Source organism: Lysobacter cavernae, from assembly GCF_042648505.1.
GTDB lineage: Bacteria > Pseudomonadota > Gammaproteobacteria > Xanthomonadales > Xanthomonadaceae > Lysobacter_L > Lysobacter_L cavernae.
In genome coordinates this window covers 726,228-741,594 of record NZ_JBHRXK010000001.1, presented here as the reverse complement: position 1 = coordinate 741,594, position 15,367 = coordinate 726,228, and the positions used below count along the sequence as shown (strand labels likewise).

General features: G+C 67.6%; 12 protein-coding genes and 1 pseudogene. 7 read left to right on the top strand and 6 right to left on the bottom strand.

The features are described 5' to 3' along the window. Window positions 1-87: 87 nt before the first annotated feature. Complete coding sequence (locus ACFOLC_RS03210) at window positions 88-906, bottom strand: inositol monophosphatase family protein (protein WP_386757445.1); 819 nt, start codon at window positions 904-906, stop codon at window positions 88-90. A gap of 98 nt (window positions 907-1,004) precedes the next feature. Here ACFOLC_RS03210 and ACFOLC_RS03205 point away from each other — a divergent pair, with 98 nt between their 5' ends. The 3 genes from ACFOLC_RS03205 to ACFOLC_RS03195 all read left to right on the top strand — a co-directional run bounded on the left by ACFOLC_RS03205 (window position 1,005) and on the right by ACFOLC_RS03195 (window position 4,929). Then, window positions 1,005-1,781 (top strand): RNA methyltransferase, encoded by a 777-nt coding sequence (locus tag ACFOLC_RS03205; RefSeq protein ID WP_386757443.1) that lies wholly within the window; start codon window positions 1,005-1,007, stop codon window positions 1,779-1,781. 98 nt (window positions 1,782-1,879) lie between these two features. Next, a complete protein-coding gene (locus tag ACFOLC_RS03200) occupies window positions 1,880-2,806 on the top strand; it encodes a phosphate/phosphite/phosphonate ABC transporter substrate-binding protein (RefSeq protein ID WP_386757957.1) in 927 nt (308 codons plus the stop codon). Beyond that, entirely contained in the window at window positions 2,803-4,929 is a 2,127-nt protein-coding gene (locus ACFOLC_RS03195; RefSeq protein WP_386757441.1) for a putative bifunctional diguanylate cyclase/phosphodiesterase, read from the top strand. Before ACFOLC_RS03200 ends, ACFOLC_RS03195 begins: the two co-directional genes overlap by 4 nt. 55 nt (window positions 4,930-4,984) lie before the next feature. Here ACFOLC_RS03195 and ACFOLC_RS03190 read toward each other — a convergent pair whose 3' ends face one another. Next, window positions 4,985-5,614, bottom strand: a complete 630-nt coding sequence (locus ACFOLC_RS03190; RefSeq protein ID WP_386757440.1) for an exopolysaccharide biosynthesis protein — start codon at window positions 5,612-5,614, stop codon at window positions 4,985-4,987. Continuing rightward, window positions 5,598-6,923: a hemolysin family protein gene (locus ACFOLC_RS03185; RefSeq protein WP_386757438.1), complete on the bottom strand. Its 1,326-nt coding sequence runs from the start codon at window positions 6,921-6,923 to the stop codon at window positions 5,598-5,600. Before ACFOLC_RS03185 ends, ACFOLC_RS03190 begins: the two co-directional genes overlap by 17 nt. A gap of 256 nt (window positions 6,924-7,179) precedes the next feature. On the opposite strand from ACFOLC_RS03185, the gene ACFOLC_RS03180 reads away from it, so the two are divergent. Both ACFOLC_RS03180 and ACFOLC_RS03175 read left to right on the top strand, forming a co-directional pair. Further along, entirely contained in the window at window positions 7,180-7,806 is a 627-nt protein-coding gene (locus ACFOLC_RS03180) for a DUF47 domain-containing protein (RefSeq protein WP_386757436.1), read from the top strand. 213 nt (window positions 7,807-8,019) lie between these two features. Further along, window positions 8,020-9,147: an inorganic phosphate transporter gene (locus tag ACFOLC_RS03175; protein WP_386757434.1), complete on the top strand. Its 1,128-nt coding sequence runs from the start codon at window positions 8,020-8,022 to the stop codon at window positions 9,145-9,147. Window positions 9,148-9,260: 113 nt separating this feature from the next. Here ACFOLC_RS03175 and ACFOLC_RS03170 read toward each other — a convergent pair whose 3' ends face one another. Beyond that, window positions 9,261-9,671 carry a hypothetical protein gene (locus ACFOLC_RS03170; RefSeq protein WP_386757432.1) on the bottom strand — a complete coding sequence of 137 codons (411 nt, stop codon included), beginning with the start codon at window positions 9,669-9,671 and terminating at the stop codon, window positions 9,261-9,263. Window positions 9,672-9,711: 40 nt separating this feature from the next. Here ACFOLC_RS03170 and ACFOLC_RS03165 point away from each other — a divergent pair. Beyond that, window positions 9,712-10,056: pseudogene (locus tag ACFOLC_RS03165) on the top strand (MGMT family protein); the annotation flags it as partial. A 162-nt stretch (window positions 10,057-10,218) separates the two neighbouring features. Further along, window positions 10,219-10,872: a rhomboid family intramembrane serine protease gene (locus ACFOLC_RS03160; protein WP_386757430.1), complete on the top strand. Its 654-nt coding sequence runs from the start codon at window positions 10,219-10,221 to the stop codon at window positions 10,870-10,872. Between the two features lie 105 nt (window positions 10,873-10,977). Here ACFOLC_RS03160 and ACFOLC_RS03155 read toward each other — a convergent pair whose 3' ends face one another. Then, complete coding sequence (locus ACFOLC_RS03155) at window positions 10,978-12,993, bottom strand: M13 family metallopeptidase (protein ID WP_386757428.1); 2,016 nt, start codon at window positions 12,991-12,993, stop codon at window positions 10,978-10,980. Window positions 12,994-13,188: 195 nt separating this feature from the next. Next, a complete protein-coding gene (locus ACFOLC_RS03150) occupies window positions 13,189-15,264 on the bottom strand; it encodes a M13 family metallopeptidase (protein WP_386757955.1) in 2,076 nt (691 codons plus the stop codon). Window positions 15,265-15,367: the final 103 nt, after the last annotated feature.

Below are 15,367 nucleotides of genomic sequence, written 5' to 3'. Positions count from 1 at the left end.
CGGAGGGGCGGATGGCCTCCTGTGAGACGGGCACAAAAAAGCCGCGCTATGCGCGGCTTTTCGTTTGCAACATGCTGCAACGTCTGCTCAATCAAACGCTGCCGCATACCCCGTATTGACGATCTTCTGCTGCAGCGCATCGGTGATCTTGAGGTTGCCGGCGATCAGCGGCCGGCCGGCGAGGCCGCGGTTGTCCATCGGACCGGTCGAGCGGCCACGGAAGTCACTGACCTTGCCGCCGGCCTCGCGCACCAGCAGCACGCCGGCGGCGATGTCCCAGGGCTTTACCCCGGCCTCGAAATAGGCGTCGGCGCGGCCGGCCGCGACGTAGGCCAGGTCGAGTGCGGCCGAGCCGGTGCGGCGGATGTCCTCGGCCTCGGTCAGCAACGTGTCGATGCACTTGAGCTGGGCGCTGGCGCGGGCGCGCTCGCGCGGCGGGAAGCCGGTGAGCAACATCGCTCCGGCCAGGTCCTTGCGTTCGGCGACGCGGATCTTGCGGTCGTTGAGGGTGGCGCCGCTGCCGCGACTGGCGGTGAACAACTCGTTGCGCAGCGGGTCGAAGATCACGCCATGGGTCGGCTCACCGTTTTCGACCAGTGCGATCGACACGCAGAAATGCGGGATGCCGCGCAGGTAGTTGCTGGTGCCGTCGAGCGGGTCGATCACCCAGGTGAAGCGGCTGTTGCCGGTGGAGCCGCTTTCCTCGCCGATGATGGCGTAGTCGGGGGTCGAACGGCGGAACTCCTTGATGATCTCTTTCTCGGCCAAGCCATCGACTTCGCTGGCGTAGTCCATCCGGTCCTTCTCGACCACGTTCAGCGCGTCCAGCTTGAACATGTGCCGGAGCAGCACGTTGCCGGCGGAGCGGGCGGCCTTGACCATGAGGGTGACGGCGGGTTTCTGCATGGCGAACGGCCTCGGTACGGATGAGGTGGGGGACGGACTGGCGGAGGGAAAGAGCGGGCCGGCGCGAAGACCGGGCGCGGAGTTTACCATTGCCCGCCATGAGTACCGAATCCAATCTCCTCACCGCCGCCGGGTGCCTGCGCATCGTCCTGGTCGGCACCCAGCATCCCGGCAATATCGGCTCCGCGGCGCGGGCGATGAAGACCATGGGCCTGTCGCGGCTGGTCCTGGTGGCGCCGGAAAAAGCGCCCAACACCGAATCCTTCGCGCTGGCCGCCGGCGCCGACGACGTGCTGGCCGCGGCCCTGACCTGCGGCAGCCTGGCCGAAGCCGTGGCCGATTGCCGGCTGGTACTGGGCTGCACCGCGCGCAGCCGGCGCGTTGCCCTGGAGGAGCTGCTGCCGCGCGATGGCGCCGCACGGGCGGTAGGCGAGGCCGCCGCCGGGGCCGAGGTGGCGCTGGTGTTCGGCCGCGAGCGCACCGGCCTGGACAACGACGAGCTGCAGCTGTGCCACGCTGCCGTGCACATCCCGGCCAACCCGGACTACAGCTCGCTGAACCTGGCCGCGGCGGTGCAGGTGCTGAGCTACGAACTGCGCATGGCGATGCTGGCGGCCGTGCCGGGCATGGCCACGGACGAAGCGGGGCGACGCGACGAGCTGGCCTCGCACGCACAGATCGAGGGCTTCTTCGCCCAGTTGGGCGAGACCCTGGACGCGATCGATTTTCACAAGGGGCGAGCCCCGGAGTCGGCGATGCGCAAGCTGCGGCGGTTGTTCCTGCGGGCCAGTCTGGACACCCGCGAGGTCCGCCTGCTGCGCGGCATCCTGGCCGATGCGCAGCGCATGGCGATGCTCGCCGGCCAGCGCCGCTGAGCCAGACAACCGGCGTGGACGGTGGCCCGGGCGGTGCTACCGGCTCGGGCGGGTTTCGATTACGCTGCCGACGGCACTTAGACCGGTCCCCGTTCTTGATCGCTAGCCTGCGTCGCATCGCCCTGCTGTCCGGACTCGCGTTGGCGACCGTGGCCGCACCGCTCCGGGCGGGCGGTGTCGACGATGCCCGCGTGCTGGTCCTGGGCCGCATCAGCGACGACCCCAAGGCGCACTACGAGCAGCTCAAGCCGCTGCTCGACTACGTGGTGCCGCGCATGGCCGATGTCGGCATCCGCGAAGGCCGCATCCTGATGGCCAAGGACTCCCAGCAGATGGCCAGCTACCTGCGCCGCGGCCGGGTCGACTGGGTCACCGAGACCTCCGGCACGGCGATGCTGCTGCGCCAGCGGGCCGGTGCCAAGCCGCTGCTGTTGACCGAACGCGACGGCACCAGCCATTACCGCAGCCTGTTCTTCGCCCGGCGCGACAGCGGCCTGCGCTCGCTGGCCGACCTGCGCGGCCACAGCGTCGCGTTCCAACGGCCGTCGTCGACCAGTGCCTATTTCGTGCCGGCGGCGGCCTTGCTCGAACGCGGCCTGTCACTGGAGATCCTGCTGTCGCCGACCGACCACATCGACTCCGGCGCGGTCGGTTACCTGTTCGCCTGGTCGGAGCTCAACATCTCGACCTGGGTGCACAAGGGATTGGCCGATGTCGGCGTGATGAGCAACCTCGACTGGGACAACCCGCGGCGGATGCCGCCGGCATTCCGCAACGACCTGGTGGTGGTCGGCACGACCGACGACTACCCGCGCGCGGTCGAGATGGTCCGCGGCGGCCTCGCCCCCAAGGTCGAAGCCCGCCTGCGCGAGGTGCTGATCGACGCCGCCGGCGATCCCGATGCCGGCGAGGCCCTGCTGCGCTTCTTCGGCACCACCGGTTTCATGCCGGTCGACCCGACCTCGCAGCGCGCGCTCGACCACATCGCCGACGGTGTCGCGCGCGTGCGCGCGGAGGTCGAATGAAGTTGCGCCTGGGCCTGCAGGCCCGCTTCCTGGTGATGATGGCGCTGGCCTTGCTGGTGGTGGTGCTGCTGATCACTTTGCTGCTCAACCGCCAGGAGCGGATGCAGCTCGAGGTCGAGGGCGTCAGCCGCGAGGCGATGCGCACGATGGTCCGCGACGGCATGCGCCGCCAGGGCGAGGGCACGGTGCGGCAACTGGCCGAGTCGCTGGCCAATCCGCTGTACTACTTCGATCTCGATGCGATCGGCGTGATCGGTCGCACCGCGCTGCGCAACCCCAGCGTCCGCTACGTCACCGTCTATGACGACAGCGGCAACATCGTCCACGACGGCAGCGAGGAGATCCCAAGCTATGGCAAGCGCATGGACGACAAGCTCGCCACCGAGGTGATTGCCGCGCGCGACGTGCACATCCAGTGGAACGGCGCGGTGATGGACGTGTCGGCGCCGATCATGATCGGTCGGCAGCGCATCGGCGGCGTGCGCATCGGCTACGACATGAAGGCCGCGCGCCAGTTCCAGGAAACCGCGGTGGGCAGCCTGCGCACTCGGCTCGATGCGCTCGGCCAGCGGCACGTGGTCTGGATCGGCCTGCTCGGCGTCGGTCTGCTGGTGTTCGGCGGCGTGGTGCTGTGGCTGATCCAGCGCTTCCTGGTGCAGCCGATCCGCCAGCTCGCCGAAGCGGCGCGTGCGATCGAGGCCGGTCGTTTCGATACGGTCACGCCAGCCGGCACGCGCAACGACGAAGTCGGCGACCTCATGCGCGCGTTCGAGCGGATGAGCCGCAGCCTGGCGCGCCACGACCGCGACATCCGCCGCATGGCCTACACCGATGCGTTGACCGGGCTGGCCAATCGCCTCGCGTTCCGCGAGACGCTCGACCAGCGTCTGCTCGAGCGTGGCACCGGCCGCCAGTTGGCGTTGTTGTTCGCCGACATCGACGATTTCAAGCGCGTCAACGACACGCTCGGCCACGACGCCGGCGACGAGGTGCTGCTGCAGTTCACCAAGCGCATCCAGGCGGCGATCAAGCGACTGGGCGGCGAAGATGTCTTGCTGGCACGTTTCGGCGGTGATGAATTCGTCATCCTGGTGCAGGGCGGTGGCAAAGACGGCGACGTGCGCAAGAACGCCAGCCTGCTCGCCGAGACCCTGGTCAGCGACCTCGGCGAGCCAATCCTGGTGCACGACCGCCAGGTGTTCCTCGGTACCTCGATCGGCATCACCCTGTTTCCGGAGGATGCATCCAGCGCGACTTCGCTGATGAAGAACGGCGACATCGCGATGTACCAGGCCAAGGTCGCCGGCAAGAACTGCTACCGCTTCTACAGCCGTGCGATGGATCAGGCGGTGGAGCGGCGCGTGCACCTGGAGCACGAGTTGCGCGGCGCCTGGGAGCGCGGTGAGTTGAGCCTGGTCTACCAGCCGGTGTTCTGCCTTGTCGACGACGCGATGATCGGTGCCGAGGCGTTGCTGCGCTGGCAGCATCCCGAGCGCGGCCTGGTGGCGCCGTCGGTGTTCATCGATGTCGCCGAACAGAGCGGGTTGATCGAGACGCTGGGTCCGCAGGTGCTGCACGCAGCCTGCGAGGACGCGGTGCGCTGGCAGCAGTTGCGACCGCAGGGCGAACCGCTGTTTGTCGCGGTCAACGTCTCACCGCGGCAATTGCGCAGCGGCGACCTGCCGCAGGTGGTCGCGGCCTCGTTGCGCGAGACCGGTCTGTCGGCCGACCTGCTGCACCTGGAACTGACCGAGACCGCGGTGATCGGCGACGAGGCCCAGGCCAGCAATCTGCTCACGCGCCTGCGCGGCATGGGCGTGAAGGTGTGGCTGGACGATTTCGGCACCGGTTTTTCCGGCCTCAGCCATCTGCGTCGGGTGCCGGTCGACGGGGTCAAGATCGATCGCAGCTTCATCGCTGACGTGCTGCGCGACCCGGATGACCTGGCACTGACCACGGCCATCATCGCCATGGCGCATTCGCTCGGCATCACCGTGGTCGCCGAAGGCGTCGAGCGGGAAGGGCAGTACGCGATCCTGCGCGAGCGCGGTTGCGACCTCGCCCAGGGCTACTGGCTCGGGCACCCGCTTCCCGCCGCAGAATTCCTTGCCCTGTTGCGCTGATCGACGGCAGCCGGCATCGGGCGACGCACCAACGCGCCACACGCTTGCGCGCGCCTCACATCAGCATGTCGAGCCAGCGCGCCGCCACCGCCGCAAGTTGCCCGGAGAGCACGCCGAAGATCGCGATTGCGATCACACCGGCCGCCCAGGCCAGGCCCATGAGCCAGCCGTCGCGCTCGAGCAGGGCCAGTGCGAACAGCATCAGCAGTCCGCCAAACAGGAAGTTGGTGAATGGAATCGGCAACGACAGCAGCAGACCCAGCAACACCAGCAGCAGGCCCGTGAACATGTCGGCGATACGGTGATCGAGCAGGCCCGTCGCACGCGGGCGCACCAGCTTTTCCAGCCGCGTCAGCCACGGCGCCAGCAGATCGCGGAAGCGCACCATCGCGTGCCGATGCGGACCGCGCCGGGCGATGAAACCCGGCAGCCACGGCTGGCGCAGGCCGATCAGCAGTTGCAGGCCGATCAGGATCACCAGCGGGCCGCTGACTGCGCCGCCCACGCCCGGGATCGGGATGAAGGCGGGAATAGTCGAGACGAACAACAGCATGCCGAACGAGCGGTCGCCGAGGCCATGGAAGACATCGCCCAGGCGCAAGGATTCGGCCGGGTCCCCGGCCGCGAAGCCGTCGAGCAGGGCGCGGGTGCCGGCTTCGGGCGCGCGCTTACCCGATCGTTTCATGCTCGCCCGTGTCCTCGTCGTGCCGGTGCAGCAGCAGCTTGTCGATGCGCGGGCCGTCGAGGTCGATCACCTCGATGCGCCAGCCGTCCCAGTCGAAGTGTTCGCCGACGTAGGGGATGCGGCCCAGGTGGGCGATGACCATGCCGGCGGCGGTGTGGAAGTCGTGCTCGTCCTCGTCCGGCAGGCGGCGGCCGCCGACCAGCTCACGCAGGTCCTCGATCGGCAATGAGCCGTCGAGCAGGAACGAGCCGTCGGCACGCTCGACCACCGGCCCGGCGGTGTCGTCGGTCTCGCCCGACGAGCCGGAGTGCAGGCGACCGACCACGGCGTCCATCAGGTCGGCGACGGTGACGATGCCGCTGATGTCGCCGTACTCGTCGACCACCAGCGCCAGCGACTGCTGCTCCTCGCGGAAGATCTCCAGCAACTTCATCGCATGGGTGGACTCGGATACGAACAAGGGTTCGCGCAGCTCCTTGAACAGGTCCGGGGCTTTCTCGTCGAGGCGATCGAGCAGCGACTTCACCTCGAGGATGCCGAGCACCTCGCTGTCGTCGCCGCGGTAGACCGGATAACGCGAGAACGGCGTCTCGCGCATGGCCGCCAGGTTCTCGGCGAAATCGGCGGCGGCGTCGAGCCAGGCGATGCGCGTGCGCGGCGTCATCAGGCTCTCGGCACTGCGGTCGCCGAGGCTGAGCACGCGGTTCATCATCTTGCGTTCGTCGGCATCGATCACGCCCTGCTCGTGGCTTTCGCTGACCAGCAGGCGGATTTCCTCTTCGGTGACGCTCGATGCCCCTGACTGGTCAACGCGCAGCAGGCGCAGCATGGTGCGGGTGCTGACGCTCAGCAGCCACACCGCGGGCGTGGCTGCCCGGGATATCCAGTTCATCGGCAAGGCGACGAAGCTGGCCAGCCGCTCCGGCGCCAGCAGCGCCAGACGCTTGGGCAGCAACTCACCCAGGACGATGCTGAGGTAGGTGATCAGGCCGACCGCGAGCACCAGGCCGATGGTGTCGGCGTACTTCGCCAGGGCCGGGAAGGTGATGCGCAGCCATTCGCCGATCGCGGCGCCGATCGCGTCGCCACCGAACACGCCGGTGAGGATGCCGATCAGGGTGATGCCGACCTGCACGGTCGAGAGAAAACGCTCGGGATGTTCGGACAGCTCCAGCGCCTTGCGCGCATGGCGGCTGCCCTGTGCCATCTGTTTCAACTTGGGCTTGCGTGCCGTGACGACAGACATCTCCGACAGGGCGAAGAAGGCGTTGAGGGCGATCAGCACGAGGACGACGAGGAGTTCTAGCATCCGAGCCGCTCCGATCCGTGGTGGGGGGACAGGGAGGCAAGGCGCCGCTCAACCGGCGAGGGCCGGGCGGCGGGCGGCGGTTTTGGGTCGTCGTCCATGGGATGGGGCAGTTAATAAAGAGAGAAACAGGGGCATGGATGGTAGCAGGCACGGCAAATTCAACCCCGTGAAGGCGCGCATCCGTCGCTAAACCGTCATAATTGCGCCCGCAGACCCCACCGCGCCGTGTTTTGCGGCACCACGAGGCCCCTACCGCATGTTCTCCCTGCAAACGATCTTCGGCCAAGGCAACCAGTTCTACACGCTGCTCGAGGAGGCCGCCGTGGCCGCCCACGACAGCACCAAGGCCCTGCACGCCATGCTCAAGTCGGCCGACCGCCAGCCGGCCCTGGACGCCTTCAAGCTGGCCCGCCAGCGCGAGCGCGACGCCTCCGACAAGATCAGCCAGGAGCTGGTGAACAGCTTCATCACCCCGATCGAGCGCGAGGACATCGAAGCGCTGGGCTCGGCGCTGTACAAGATTCCCAAGCAGGTCGAGAAGTTCGCCGACCGCTACTCGCTGGCGACCCGCCACCTGGAGCACATCGACTTCGCCCCGCGTGCGGCGATGCTCGAGCAGGCTTCCGCGGTCGTGGTGCAGATGGTCCACCAGCTGCGCCATCTCAAGCTCGAGCCGATGAAGGCGCTCAACGACCAGCTGCGCTCCATCGAGAACGAGGCCGACCGGCTGATGCTGGAGCTGTACCGCGACATCTACTCGGGCCGGCTCGACAACCTGCAGATGTTCCTGCTCAAGGAGTTCTTCGAGATCCTCGAGAAAGCCATCGATCGCTGCCGCGAGGCCGGTGTGGTGGCCTACGAAATCGTGTTGAAGAATTCCTAAAATGAGCATGTCTCGGAACTTTGCGAGTCCCGGCCTCGGGTCGGCGGGCATCGATGGTGCCGATGCCCTCAGGGCATTCCTCCACGGCCCGGCCCTCGCGCATGGCGCTCGGGCGTTCGACGACGCGCGCGGCAGTGCCGCGCAAGCACGCCGTCTCACCCCCGCCTCGCCGCTGCGCGGCGAAGCAACCCCCTTAACTTAAGGGGGCGATGGATGCTGACCTTAGTTCTCGTTGTGGTGTTCGCGGCGCTTGCGTTCGAATACATCAACGGCTTCCACGACACCGCCAACTCGATCGCGACCGTGGTCGCGACCAAGGTGCTGTCGCCGATGCAGGCGGTGGCGATGGCGGCCATCACCAACCTGCTGGGCGCGCTGTGGGGCACGGCGGTGGCCAAGACCATCGCCTCGGGCCTGCTCGACAACGGCGTGGTCGCGGTCACCTCGCAGCTGATCCTGTGCGCGTTGATAGGTGCCATCGTCTGGAACCTGATCACCTGGTGGAAGGGCCTGCCGTCGTCGTCCTCGCACGCGTTGATCGGCGGCCTGTGCGGTGCGGCCGTGGCTGCGGCCAGCAACAACTTCCATGCCGTGATCTGGTCGCAACCTGCGGACCCCTGGTACAAGAGCGCCGGCGTGCTGTGGAAGGTGATCGTGCCCATGTTCAGCTCGCCGCTGCTCGGCTTCACCGCCGGTTTCCTGCTGATGGGCCTGCTGTTCGCGATCATCTCGCTGATGGCACGCAGCGGTGGCGTGCTGGCGCGCATGGCGCGTCCGCGCTGGGTCAACGCCTTCTTCGGCAAGGCACAGCTGGCCAGTGCCGCCGGCATGGGCTTCGCCCACGGCATGAACGATGCGCAGAAGACCATGGGCATCATCGCCCTGGCCCTGGTCGGTGCGCAGTCCGCCGGCACGCTCGACAACCTGCCGTCGTGGCTGGCGTTCCTGCATCCGTCGCAGGCCGCGCTGGAACATAACGACATCGACCTGTGGATCAAGCTGACCTGCGCGATCGTGATGGCCGCGGGCACTGCTGCCGGCGGCTGGCGCATCATCAAGACGCTGGGTCACAAGCTGGTCAAGCTGCACCCGATCAATGGCTTCGCCGCCGAGACCAGTGCCGCGGCGGTGATCATGGCCGCGTCCTCGCTGGGCATTCCGGTCTCGACCACGCACAACATTTCGTCGGCGATCATGGGCGTGGGCACCGCCAAGCGCTTCAACGCGATCAAGTGGACGGTGGTGGAGAAGATGATCTGGGCGTGGATCCTCACCATCCCGGCCGCAGGCGGCATCGCCTTCGGTTGCTTCAAGCTGTTCGTGGCGATCGGCTGGGCGTAAGCACGCAGCCTCGCTTTGCCTAGCCCCCTAAGTCAGGGGGCGGTTCCCACCGCAGGCGGGAAAGGCTGGGGGATGGCGCTGCGCACGATCTTGGTTTGCGCAGCAAGCCAAGATCAAAGCAGATCGCCGCCGGCCGACATCATCCGCTCCATGCGGTCGCCGAGACCGCCGATCTCCAGCACCAGGCGATCGACCTCGGCCGCATCCAGGCCGTCGTAGGGCCGGTTCTCGCACAGCTGCAGGTAGGGCACGCCATCGAGGTCGCCGATGGCGAGGTAGCCGACCCGGCTTTGCCAGTTGAACACCAGTGCGCGCCGTGCATCCAGGCCGGTGGTCGGTGCCACCGCCGTGCTGACGCGCAAGTAGGGGCGGCCGTCGTCGTCGTCGAGCTCGGACAAGAAGATGGCCTGGTGGCGGCTGCCCTGTTCCAGCGAGAGCTCGATGCAGATCACGTCGACATCGTGCTCGGTCATGCGGAAGTCGGCCGTCTTGAGGTGACGGCGGATCGATTCGAAATTGCGCACAGGCGCGGCTCCATCGGGGGATGCCGGCTATGCTACCGCGATGAGCAAGCCGCCTGCCGCGAAGGACGTCGCCGCCGACCGCATCCTTGCCGCGATCCGTGCGATTCCGCGGGGCGAGGTCGCCGGCTACGGCGAGGTGGCCCGCCGTGCCGGTCTGCCCGGGCGCGCGCGCCTGGTGGCACGTTTGCTGAGCCAGAACGACGACCCGACACTGCCCTGGCACCGCGTGTTGCGCTCCGACGGCCGCATCGCGCTGCCGGAGGGCTCCAGAGGCTACCGCGAGCAGTGCCAGCGCCTGCGCGCCGAAGGCGTGCGTATCGAAGCCGGCCGTGTGCGCGACCAGCGTGCAGCAGTGACGCTGGACGAGCAGGTCTGGGGTGCGTCGTTGCCTGCGCGGTCCACGGCCACGCGCGCTGCAAAACCCTCCGGCGGGCGACGCTCGCGCGGTTCAGCCGCACCGGACTGAGCGCATCTCTGCATGGGACCATCGGTGAAGTCCGGTTTCGCCGGCCACCGGCTACCATGTGCCGACCTTCAAGGAGCGGCGATGTTTTCCAACCTTCCCCCCGTCACCAAGGCCCTGCTGATCGGCAACGGCCTGGTGTTCGTACTGCAGTGGGCATTGGGTGATGCTGCGCTCGCGCAGTTCATGCTGTGGCCGCCTGGCAGCGGCAACGACCTGCTCGGCATCGGCTTCATGCCATGGCAGCTGTTGACCTATGGCTTCATGCACGGCGGCTTCGCCCATCTGCTGTTCAACATGCTGGCGCTGGTGATGTTTGGCGCACCTCTGGAGCACGTCTGGGGCGAGCGTCGTTACCTGACCTACTACCTGGTGTGCGTGGTCGGCGCCGCCTTGTGCCAGATCGCGGTCGGCGTCTGGACTCTGTCCGAGGGCGGGCAGGCGTACCCGACCGTCGGCGCGTCCGGCGGTATCTTCGGTTTGCTGCTGGCCTACGGCATGCTGTTCCCGAACCAGCGCGTGATGTTGCTGATTCCACCGATCCCGATGAAGGCGCGCACGCTGGTGATCGTCTACGGCGCGGTCGAACTGCTGTTGGGCATCACCAATACGATGCCGGGCGTCGCCCACTTCGCTCATCTGGGCGGGATGCTGTTTGGCTGGTTGCTGATCCGCTACTGGCGCGGGCAACCGCCGTTCGGGCGCAAGGGACCGCCGCGGATGCGGGTGGTGCGCTGACCGCATCCCCGATCCACCTGCCGCGAGGTTTCTTGCGGCTTGCATCGACACAAAGCAAAACGGCGCGGATCTCTCCGCGCCGTTTTGCTTTCGTGATGCTTGGGTTTACGGGAACAGCTTGATCTGCTGGTTCGCCGCGGCCTGCATCGCCGTGTTGGCCTTGCAGGCGAACGCTTCGCCGAAGCTGGCCTGGTTGACCAGCGGGCCGTTGGTGCGCCACTGACCGGGGGCGTGGACGCTGGTGGCGGCGCGCTGGGTCGCCACTTCGCTGGTCATGTGCTGCGGCCACAGCGACGCCCAGGCCTTGTAGAAGGCCTGATGGTTGGCCTTGGTCGAGCCCGGCTCGGCGCTGCGGTAGGCGGCCCAGGCCAGCTCGACACCGGCCAGGTCGGCGATGTTCTCGTCCAGGGTCTGCTGGCCGTTGAGCTTGACGCCCTTGAGGTCGGGGTAGTCGTAGCCGCTGTACTGCGCGGCGACGCGCTTGCCGAGTGCGTCCCAGGCGGCCACTTCGGTCGGGGTCCACCAGTCGCGCAGCTCCTGCTTGGCATCGACCAGGCGACCGCGGTTGTCGAAACCGTGGCTGAGCTCGTGGCCAACCAGCGTGCCGAACGAGCCGTACTGCGTGGCCGCGTCCTTGCCCATGTCGAGCACCGGCGCCTGCAGCATCGCGGCGGTGACGATCAGGCGGTTCTGGGCGATGTCGTAGGCCAGCGCCGGTTCCTGCGGCAGCACGTCCCAGCGACGGTCGGCGTTGCCGCGGCCGATGCGCTTCATCTCCTCGCGGTGGCGCCAGGTCGAGGCGATCAGCATGTTGCTGCCGAAGCTGCCGCGGCCCATCGGTTGCACGGTGTAGTCGAGGTCGCGGTTGGGCAGGCCAATCTCGATCTTGAGCTTGTCGAGCTTGGCCTTGGCCTCGGCCTTGGCGGCGGCGCTGAAGCGGGTGTCGCGTTCGATGACCTGGCCCAGCGTGTCGCGCACCTGCTTGGCGATGTCCTCGGCGCGCTTGTCGGTGGCGGCGGGCAGGTAACGCGCGGCGTACTGGTGGCCGACCATCGGCCCGGCGGCGAGGGTGATCGCGTCGAGCACGGCCTGCGCGCGCGGCGGCGGGTTGGCGCGGCCCTGCAGCAGTTTGCCGCGGAAATCGAACTCGGCCTCGCGGAACGGCTTGGCCAGGTACGGCGCCATCGCGTCGCCGACGCGCCAGCGCAGGTAGGCCTTCCACTGGTTGGGCTTGAGGCTGCCGACCAGGCCGTCGAGCGTCGAGAACAGCTTCGGGTTGGCCATCGACACGGTGTCGTCGGTGACGCCCTGGGCCTTGAGGAACTCACCCAGCTGCAGGCGCTTGTACTGCTTGGCCAGCTTGGCGGTGTCCACCGGGGTGTAGTTGGTGCGCGGGTCGCGCAGGTCGAGCAGCGATCGCGATGCGCGCGCGATGCGCGTCTCTAGGTCGATCACCTGCTGCGCTTCGGCGGCCAGCTGCGCCTGTGGCGTGCCGGTCAGGGCGAGGATCTTCTGCACGTAGGTGTTGTAGCGGCCCATCAGGGCGCGGGTGTCGGCGTCGGTGCGGGTGTAGTACTCCGGGTCCGGCAGGCCGAGGCCGCCCTGGGCGAAGTAGCCGATGTGGCGATTGAGGTCGTTGAGATCGATGTCGGCGCCGAAGTTGAACAGCACCGGGATGCCGACCTGGTGCAGCGCGGCGATCGACGCCGGCACTTCCTTGGTGTTCTTGATCGCGTTGATGCGCGACAGCAGCGGGGCGATCGGCTGCGCGCCGTCGCGCTCGACCGCAGCTTCGTCCAGGCCGCTGGCCCAGAAGTCGCCGAGCAGTTTCTGCACGTCGTTCTTGGGCGAGGTCATCGCGCCGTTGAGCAGGTCGAGCTGCTGCTGGCGCGCACGCGCACCGAGCTGCTCGATCGCCGACACCGAGCCGACACCCGGCAGCAGCGTGTTGCTCTTGAGCCAGTCGGCGTTGGCGTTGGCGTAGAAGTCGCTGCAGACGTTGGCGACCGGCGCGGCCTTCGCCTTGGCCGGGGCGCGCTTCTTGGCGGCCTCCGCACCGGGCGCGGCAAGGCCGGCGATCAGGCTCAGGGCGAGGGCACAAGCAAGCGGGCGTAGGGTCATCGCGAAGTCCATGCAGTTGGTGCTGAGTAGCGGGGGAGTTTAGCAGCGCGTTTCACGGGGCGATGAACGCGCGAGCTTGGCCTTGCGGGGCTGTGCGCGGCGACACAAAAAGCGAAGGCCCGGGAGTCCCGGGCCTTCGCGCCTGGCCGACGAGGATCGGCCGATAACGGTTGTATCTTCCGCGTCAGGGCGTGATCACCAGATCACGACCTGCTGGTCGCCTTCGCGCACCATCGGCTGGCCCGGCTTGCACGAGAACGCCGCGGTGAAGGCCGGCAGGTTCGACGGCGCGCCGATCGCGCGGAAGTTGGCCGGTGCGTGCGGGTCGGTCTTCAGGCGCACCTCGAGCTCTTCCGGCTTGAAGTTGCGACGCCACACCGTGCCCCAGTTGAGGAAGAAGCGCTGGTCGCGGGTCAGGCCGTCGGTCTTCGGGTCCGGCTTGCCTGCGCTGGCCTTGACCATCGCATCGTAGGCCGTGGCCAGACCGCCGAGGTCGGCGATGTTCTCGCCCAGGGTCAGCTTGCCGTTGACGTGCTTGCCCGGCTGCGCCTCGTAACCGTTGAACTGGTTGATCAGCTTGTCGGTGCGGCCGCTGAAGCCCTTGGCATCGGCGTCGGTCCACCAGTTCTCGAAGTTGCCGCTGGCACCGAAGCGGCTGCCCTGGTCGTCGTAGCCGTGGGTCATCTCGTGGCCGATCACCGCGCCGATGCCGCCGTAGTTGGTGGCGTCGTCGGCCTTCGGATCGAAGAACGGCGGCTGCAGGATCGCCGCCGGGAACACGATCTCGTTCTGCAGCGGGTTGTAGTAGGCGTTGACCATCTGCGGCGGCATGCCCCACTCGGCGCGATCGACCGGCTTGCCGATCTTGCCGAGGTTCCACTTGTAGTTGAACTCGTTGGCGGCCAGCACGTTGCCGATGTAGCTGTCACGGCCGGTGGCCAGGCCGGTCCACTCGCGCCACTTGTCCGGGTAGCCGATCTTCGGGGTGAAGGCGGCCCACTTCTCCATCGCCTTCTTCTTGGTGTCGTCGCTCATCCAGGCCAGGTGCTCGATGCGGCCCTTGAGCGCTTCGGACAGGTTCTTCACCAGTTCCTGCATGCGCGCCTTCGATTCCGGTGAGAAGGCGACCTTGACGTACATCTGCCCCAGCGCTTCGCCGGCTTCGCTCTCAATGGTGTCGAGCACGCGCTTGCCGCGCTCCTTCAGCTCGGACTGGCCGCGCATGGTCTTGTTGTAGAAGTTGAAGTTCTCCTGCACGAACGCGTCGGACAGGTACGGCGAGGCGCTGTCGACGGTGTGGAAGCGCAGGTAGCTCTGCCATTGCGCGGCCGGCACGTCGGCCAGCATCTTGCTGACCTCGGCGTGGAAAGCCGGGATCGACAGCGAGAACATCGCAGGCGTAGCCACGCCCTGCGACTCGAAGAACTTGCTCCACGGGAAATTCGGCGCCAGCTGGTCGGCATCGGCCGGGCTGACTGGGTGGTAGTACAACGACACGTCGCGCGACAGCTCTTCGCTGGACTTGGAGACCTTGGCCAGGCGGGTCTCGAACGCGATCACGTCCTGAGCCTGCTTGGCGGCGTCGCTTGCGGGCACGCCCGACAGTTCGAGGACCTTGGCGACGTGGGCCTGGTAGGCGTCCAGCTTGGCCTTGTTGTCGGCCTTGGTGTAGTACTCCTTGTCGGGCAGGCCGAGGCCGCCCTGCGAGGCGTACGCGATGTTGTTCTTGGAGTCCTTGAAGTCTGCTTCGGCGCCGAAGCCGAACAGGTAGTTCTCGCCCTTGGCCGCGGTGGTGCGGATGTAGTCGGCGATCTTGTCCTGGCTGTCGAGCGCGGCGATGGCGTCGAGCTTGGCCTGGATCGGGGCGATGCCCTGCTGGTTGATCTTGGCCGCGTCCATGCCGCTGGCCCAGAAGTCACCGACGATCTTGTCGACGCCGGCAGCGCTGGTATTGGCGGCGGCCTGCTCGGCGAGCTGGCGCTGGATCGCGGTGGAGCGCTCATCGAGCATCTCGAACGCGCCCCACGAGGTGCGGTCGCCCGGGATCGCGTTGGCGGCGAGCCACTTGCCGTTGACGAAGCCGCCGAAGTCGGTGCACGCGTCCTTGCCGGTGTCGAGGTCGCTGGCCTGGAAGCGGTTGACGCCCGGCAGCTTGCTCTCGTCGAGCGTGTAGGCGGCGGCTGCGGCGGGCTTGGTGGCGTCGGCGGCCGGTGCGGCCTCTTCCTTTTTGCAGGCGGCCACGGCGGTGGCGATGGCGAGGGACAGCAACAGGACTTGCGGCTTTTTGTTGAAGGTCACAGCGGGCTCCGGCCGTACAGGCGTTGGGGAGATCAGGGACGTCACGTCCGACAGCCCCGGTGGGGCATCGGCGGAC

Coding starts and splice junctions, on each gene's coding strand:
- ACFOLC_RS03210 (WP_386757445.1), bottom strand. CDS start 906: ATGCAGAAACCCGCCGTCACCCTCATGGTCAAGGCCGCCCGCTCCGCC.
- ACFOLC_RS03205 (WP_386757443.1), top strand. CDS start 1,005: ATGAGTACCGAATCCAATCTCCTCACCGCCGCCGGGTGCCTGCGCATC.
- ACFOLC_RS03195 (WP_386757441.1), top strand. CDS start 2,803: ATGAAGTTGCGCCTGGGCCTGCAGGCCCGCTTCCTGGTGATGATGGCG.
- ACFOLC_RS03190 (WP_386757440.1), bottom strand. CDS start 5,614: ATGAAACGATCGGGTAAGCGCGCGCCCGAAGCCGGCACCCGCGCCCTG.
- ACFOLC_RS03185 (WP_386757438.1), bottom strand. CDS start 6,923: ATGCTAGAACTCCTCGTCGTCCTCGTGCTGATCGCCCTCAACGCCTTC.
- ACFOLC_RS03180 (WP_386757436.1), top strand. CDS start 7,180: ATGTTCTCCCTGCAAACGATCTTCGGCCAAGGCAACCAGTTCTACACG.
- ACFOLC_RS03175 (WP_386757434.1), top strand. CDS start 8,020: ATGCTGACCTTAGTTCTCGTTGTGGTGTTCGCGGCGCTTGCGTTCGAA.
- ACFOLC_RS03160 (WP_386757430.1), top strand. CDS start 10,219: ATGTTTTCCAACCTTCCCCCCGTCACCAAGGCCCTGCTGATCGGCAAC.
- ACFOLC_RS03155 (WP_386757428.1), bottom strand. CDS start 12,993: ATGACCCTACGCCCGCTTGCTTGTGCCCTCGCCCTGAGCCTGATCGCC.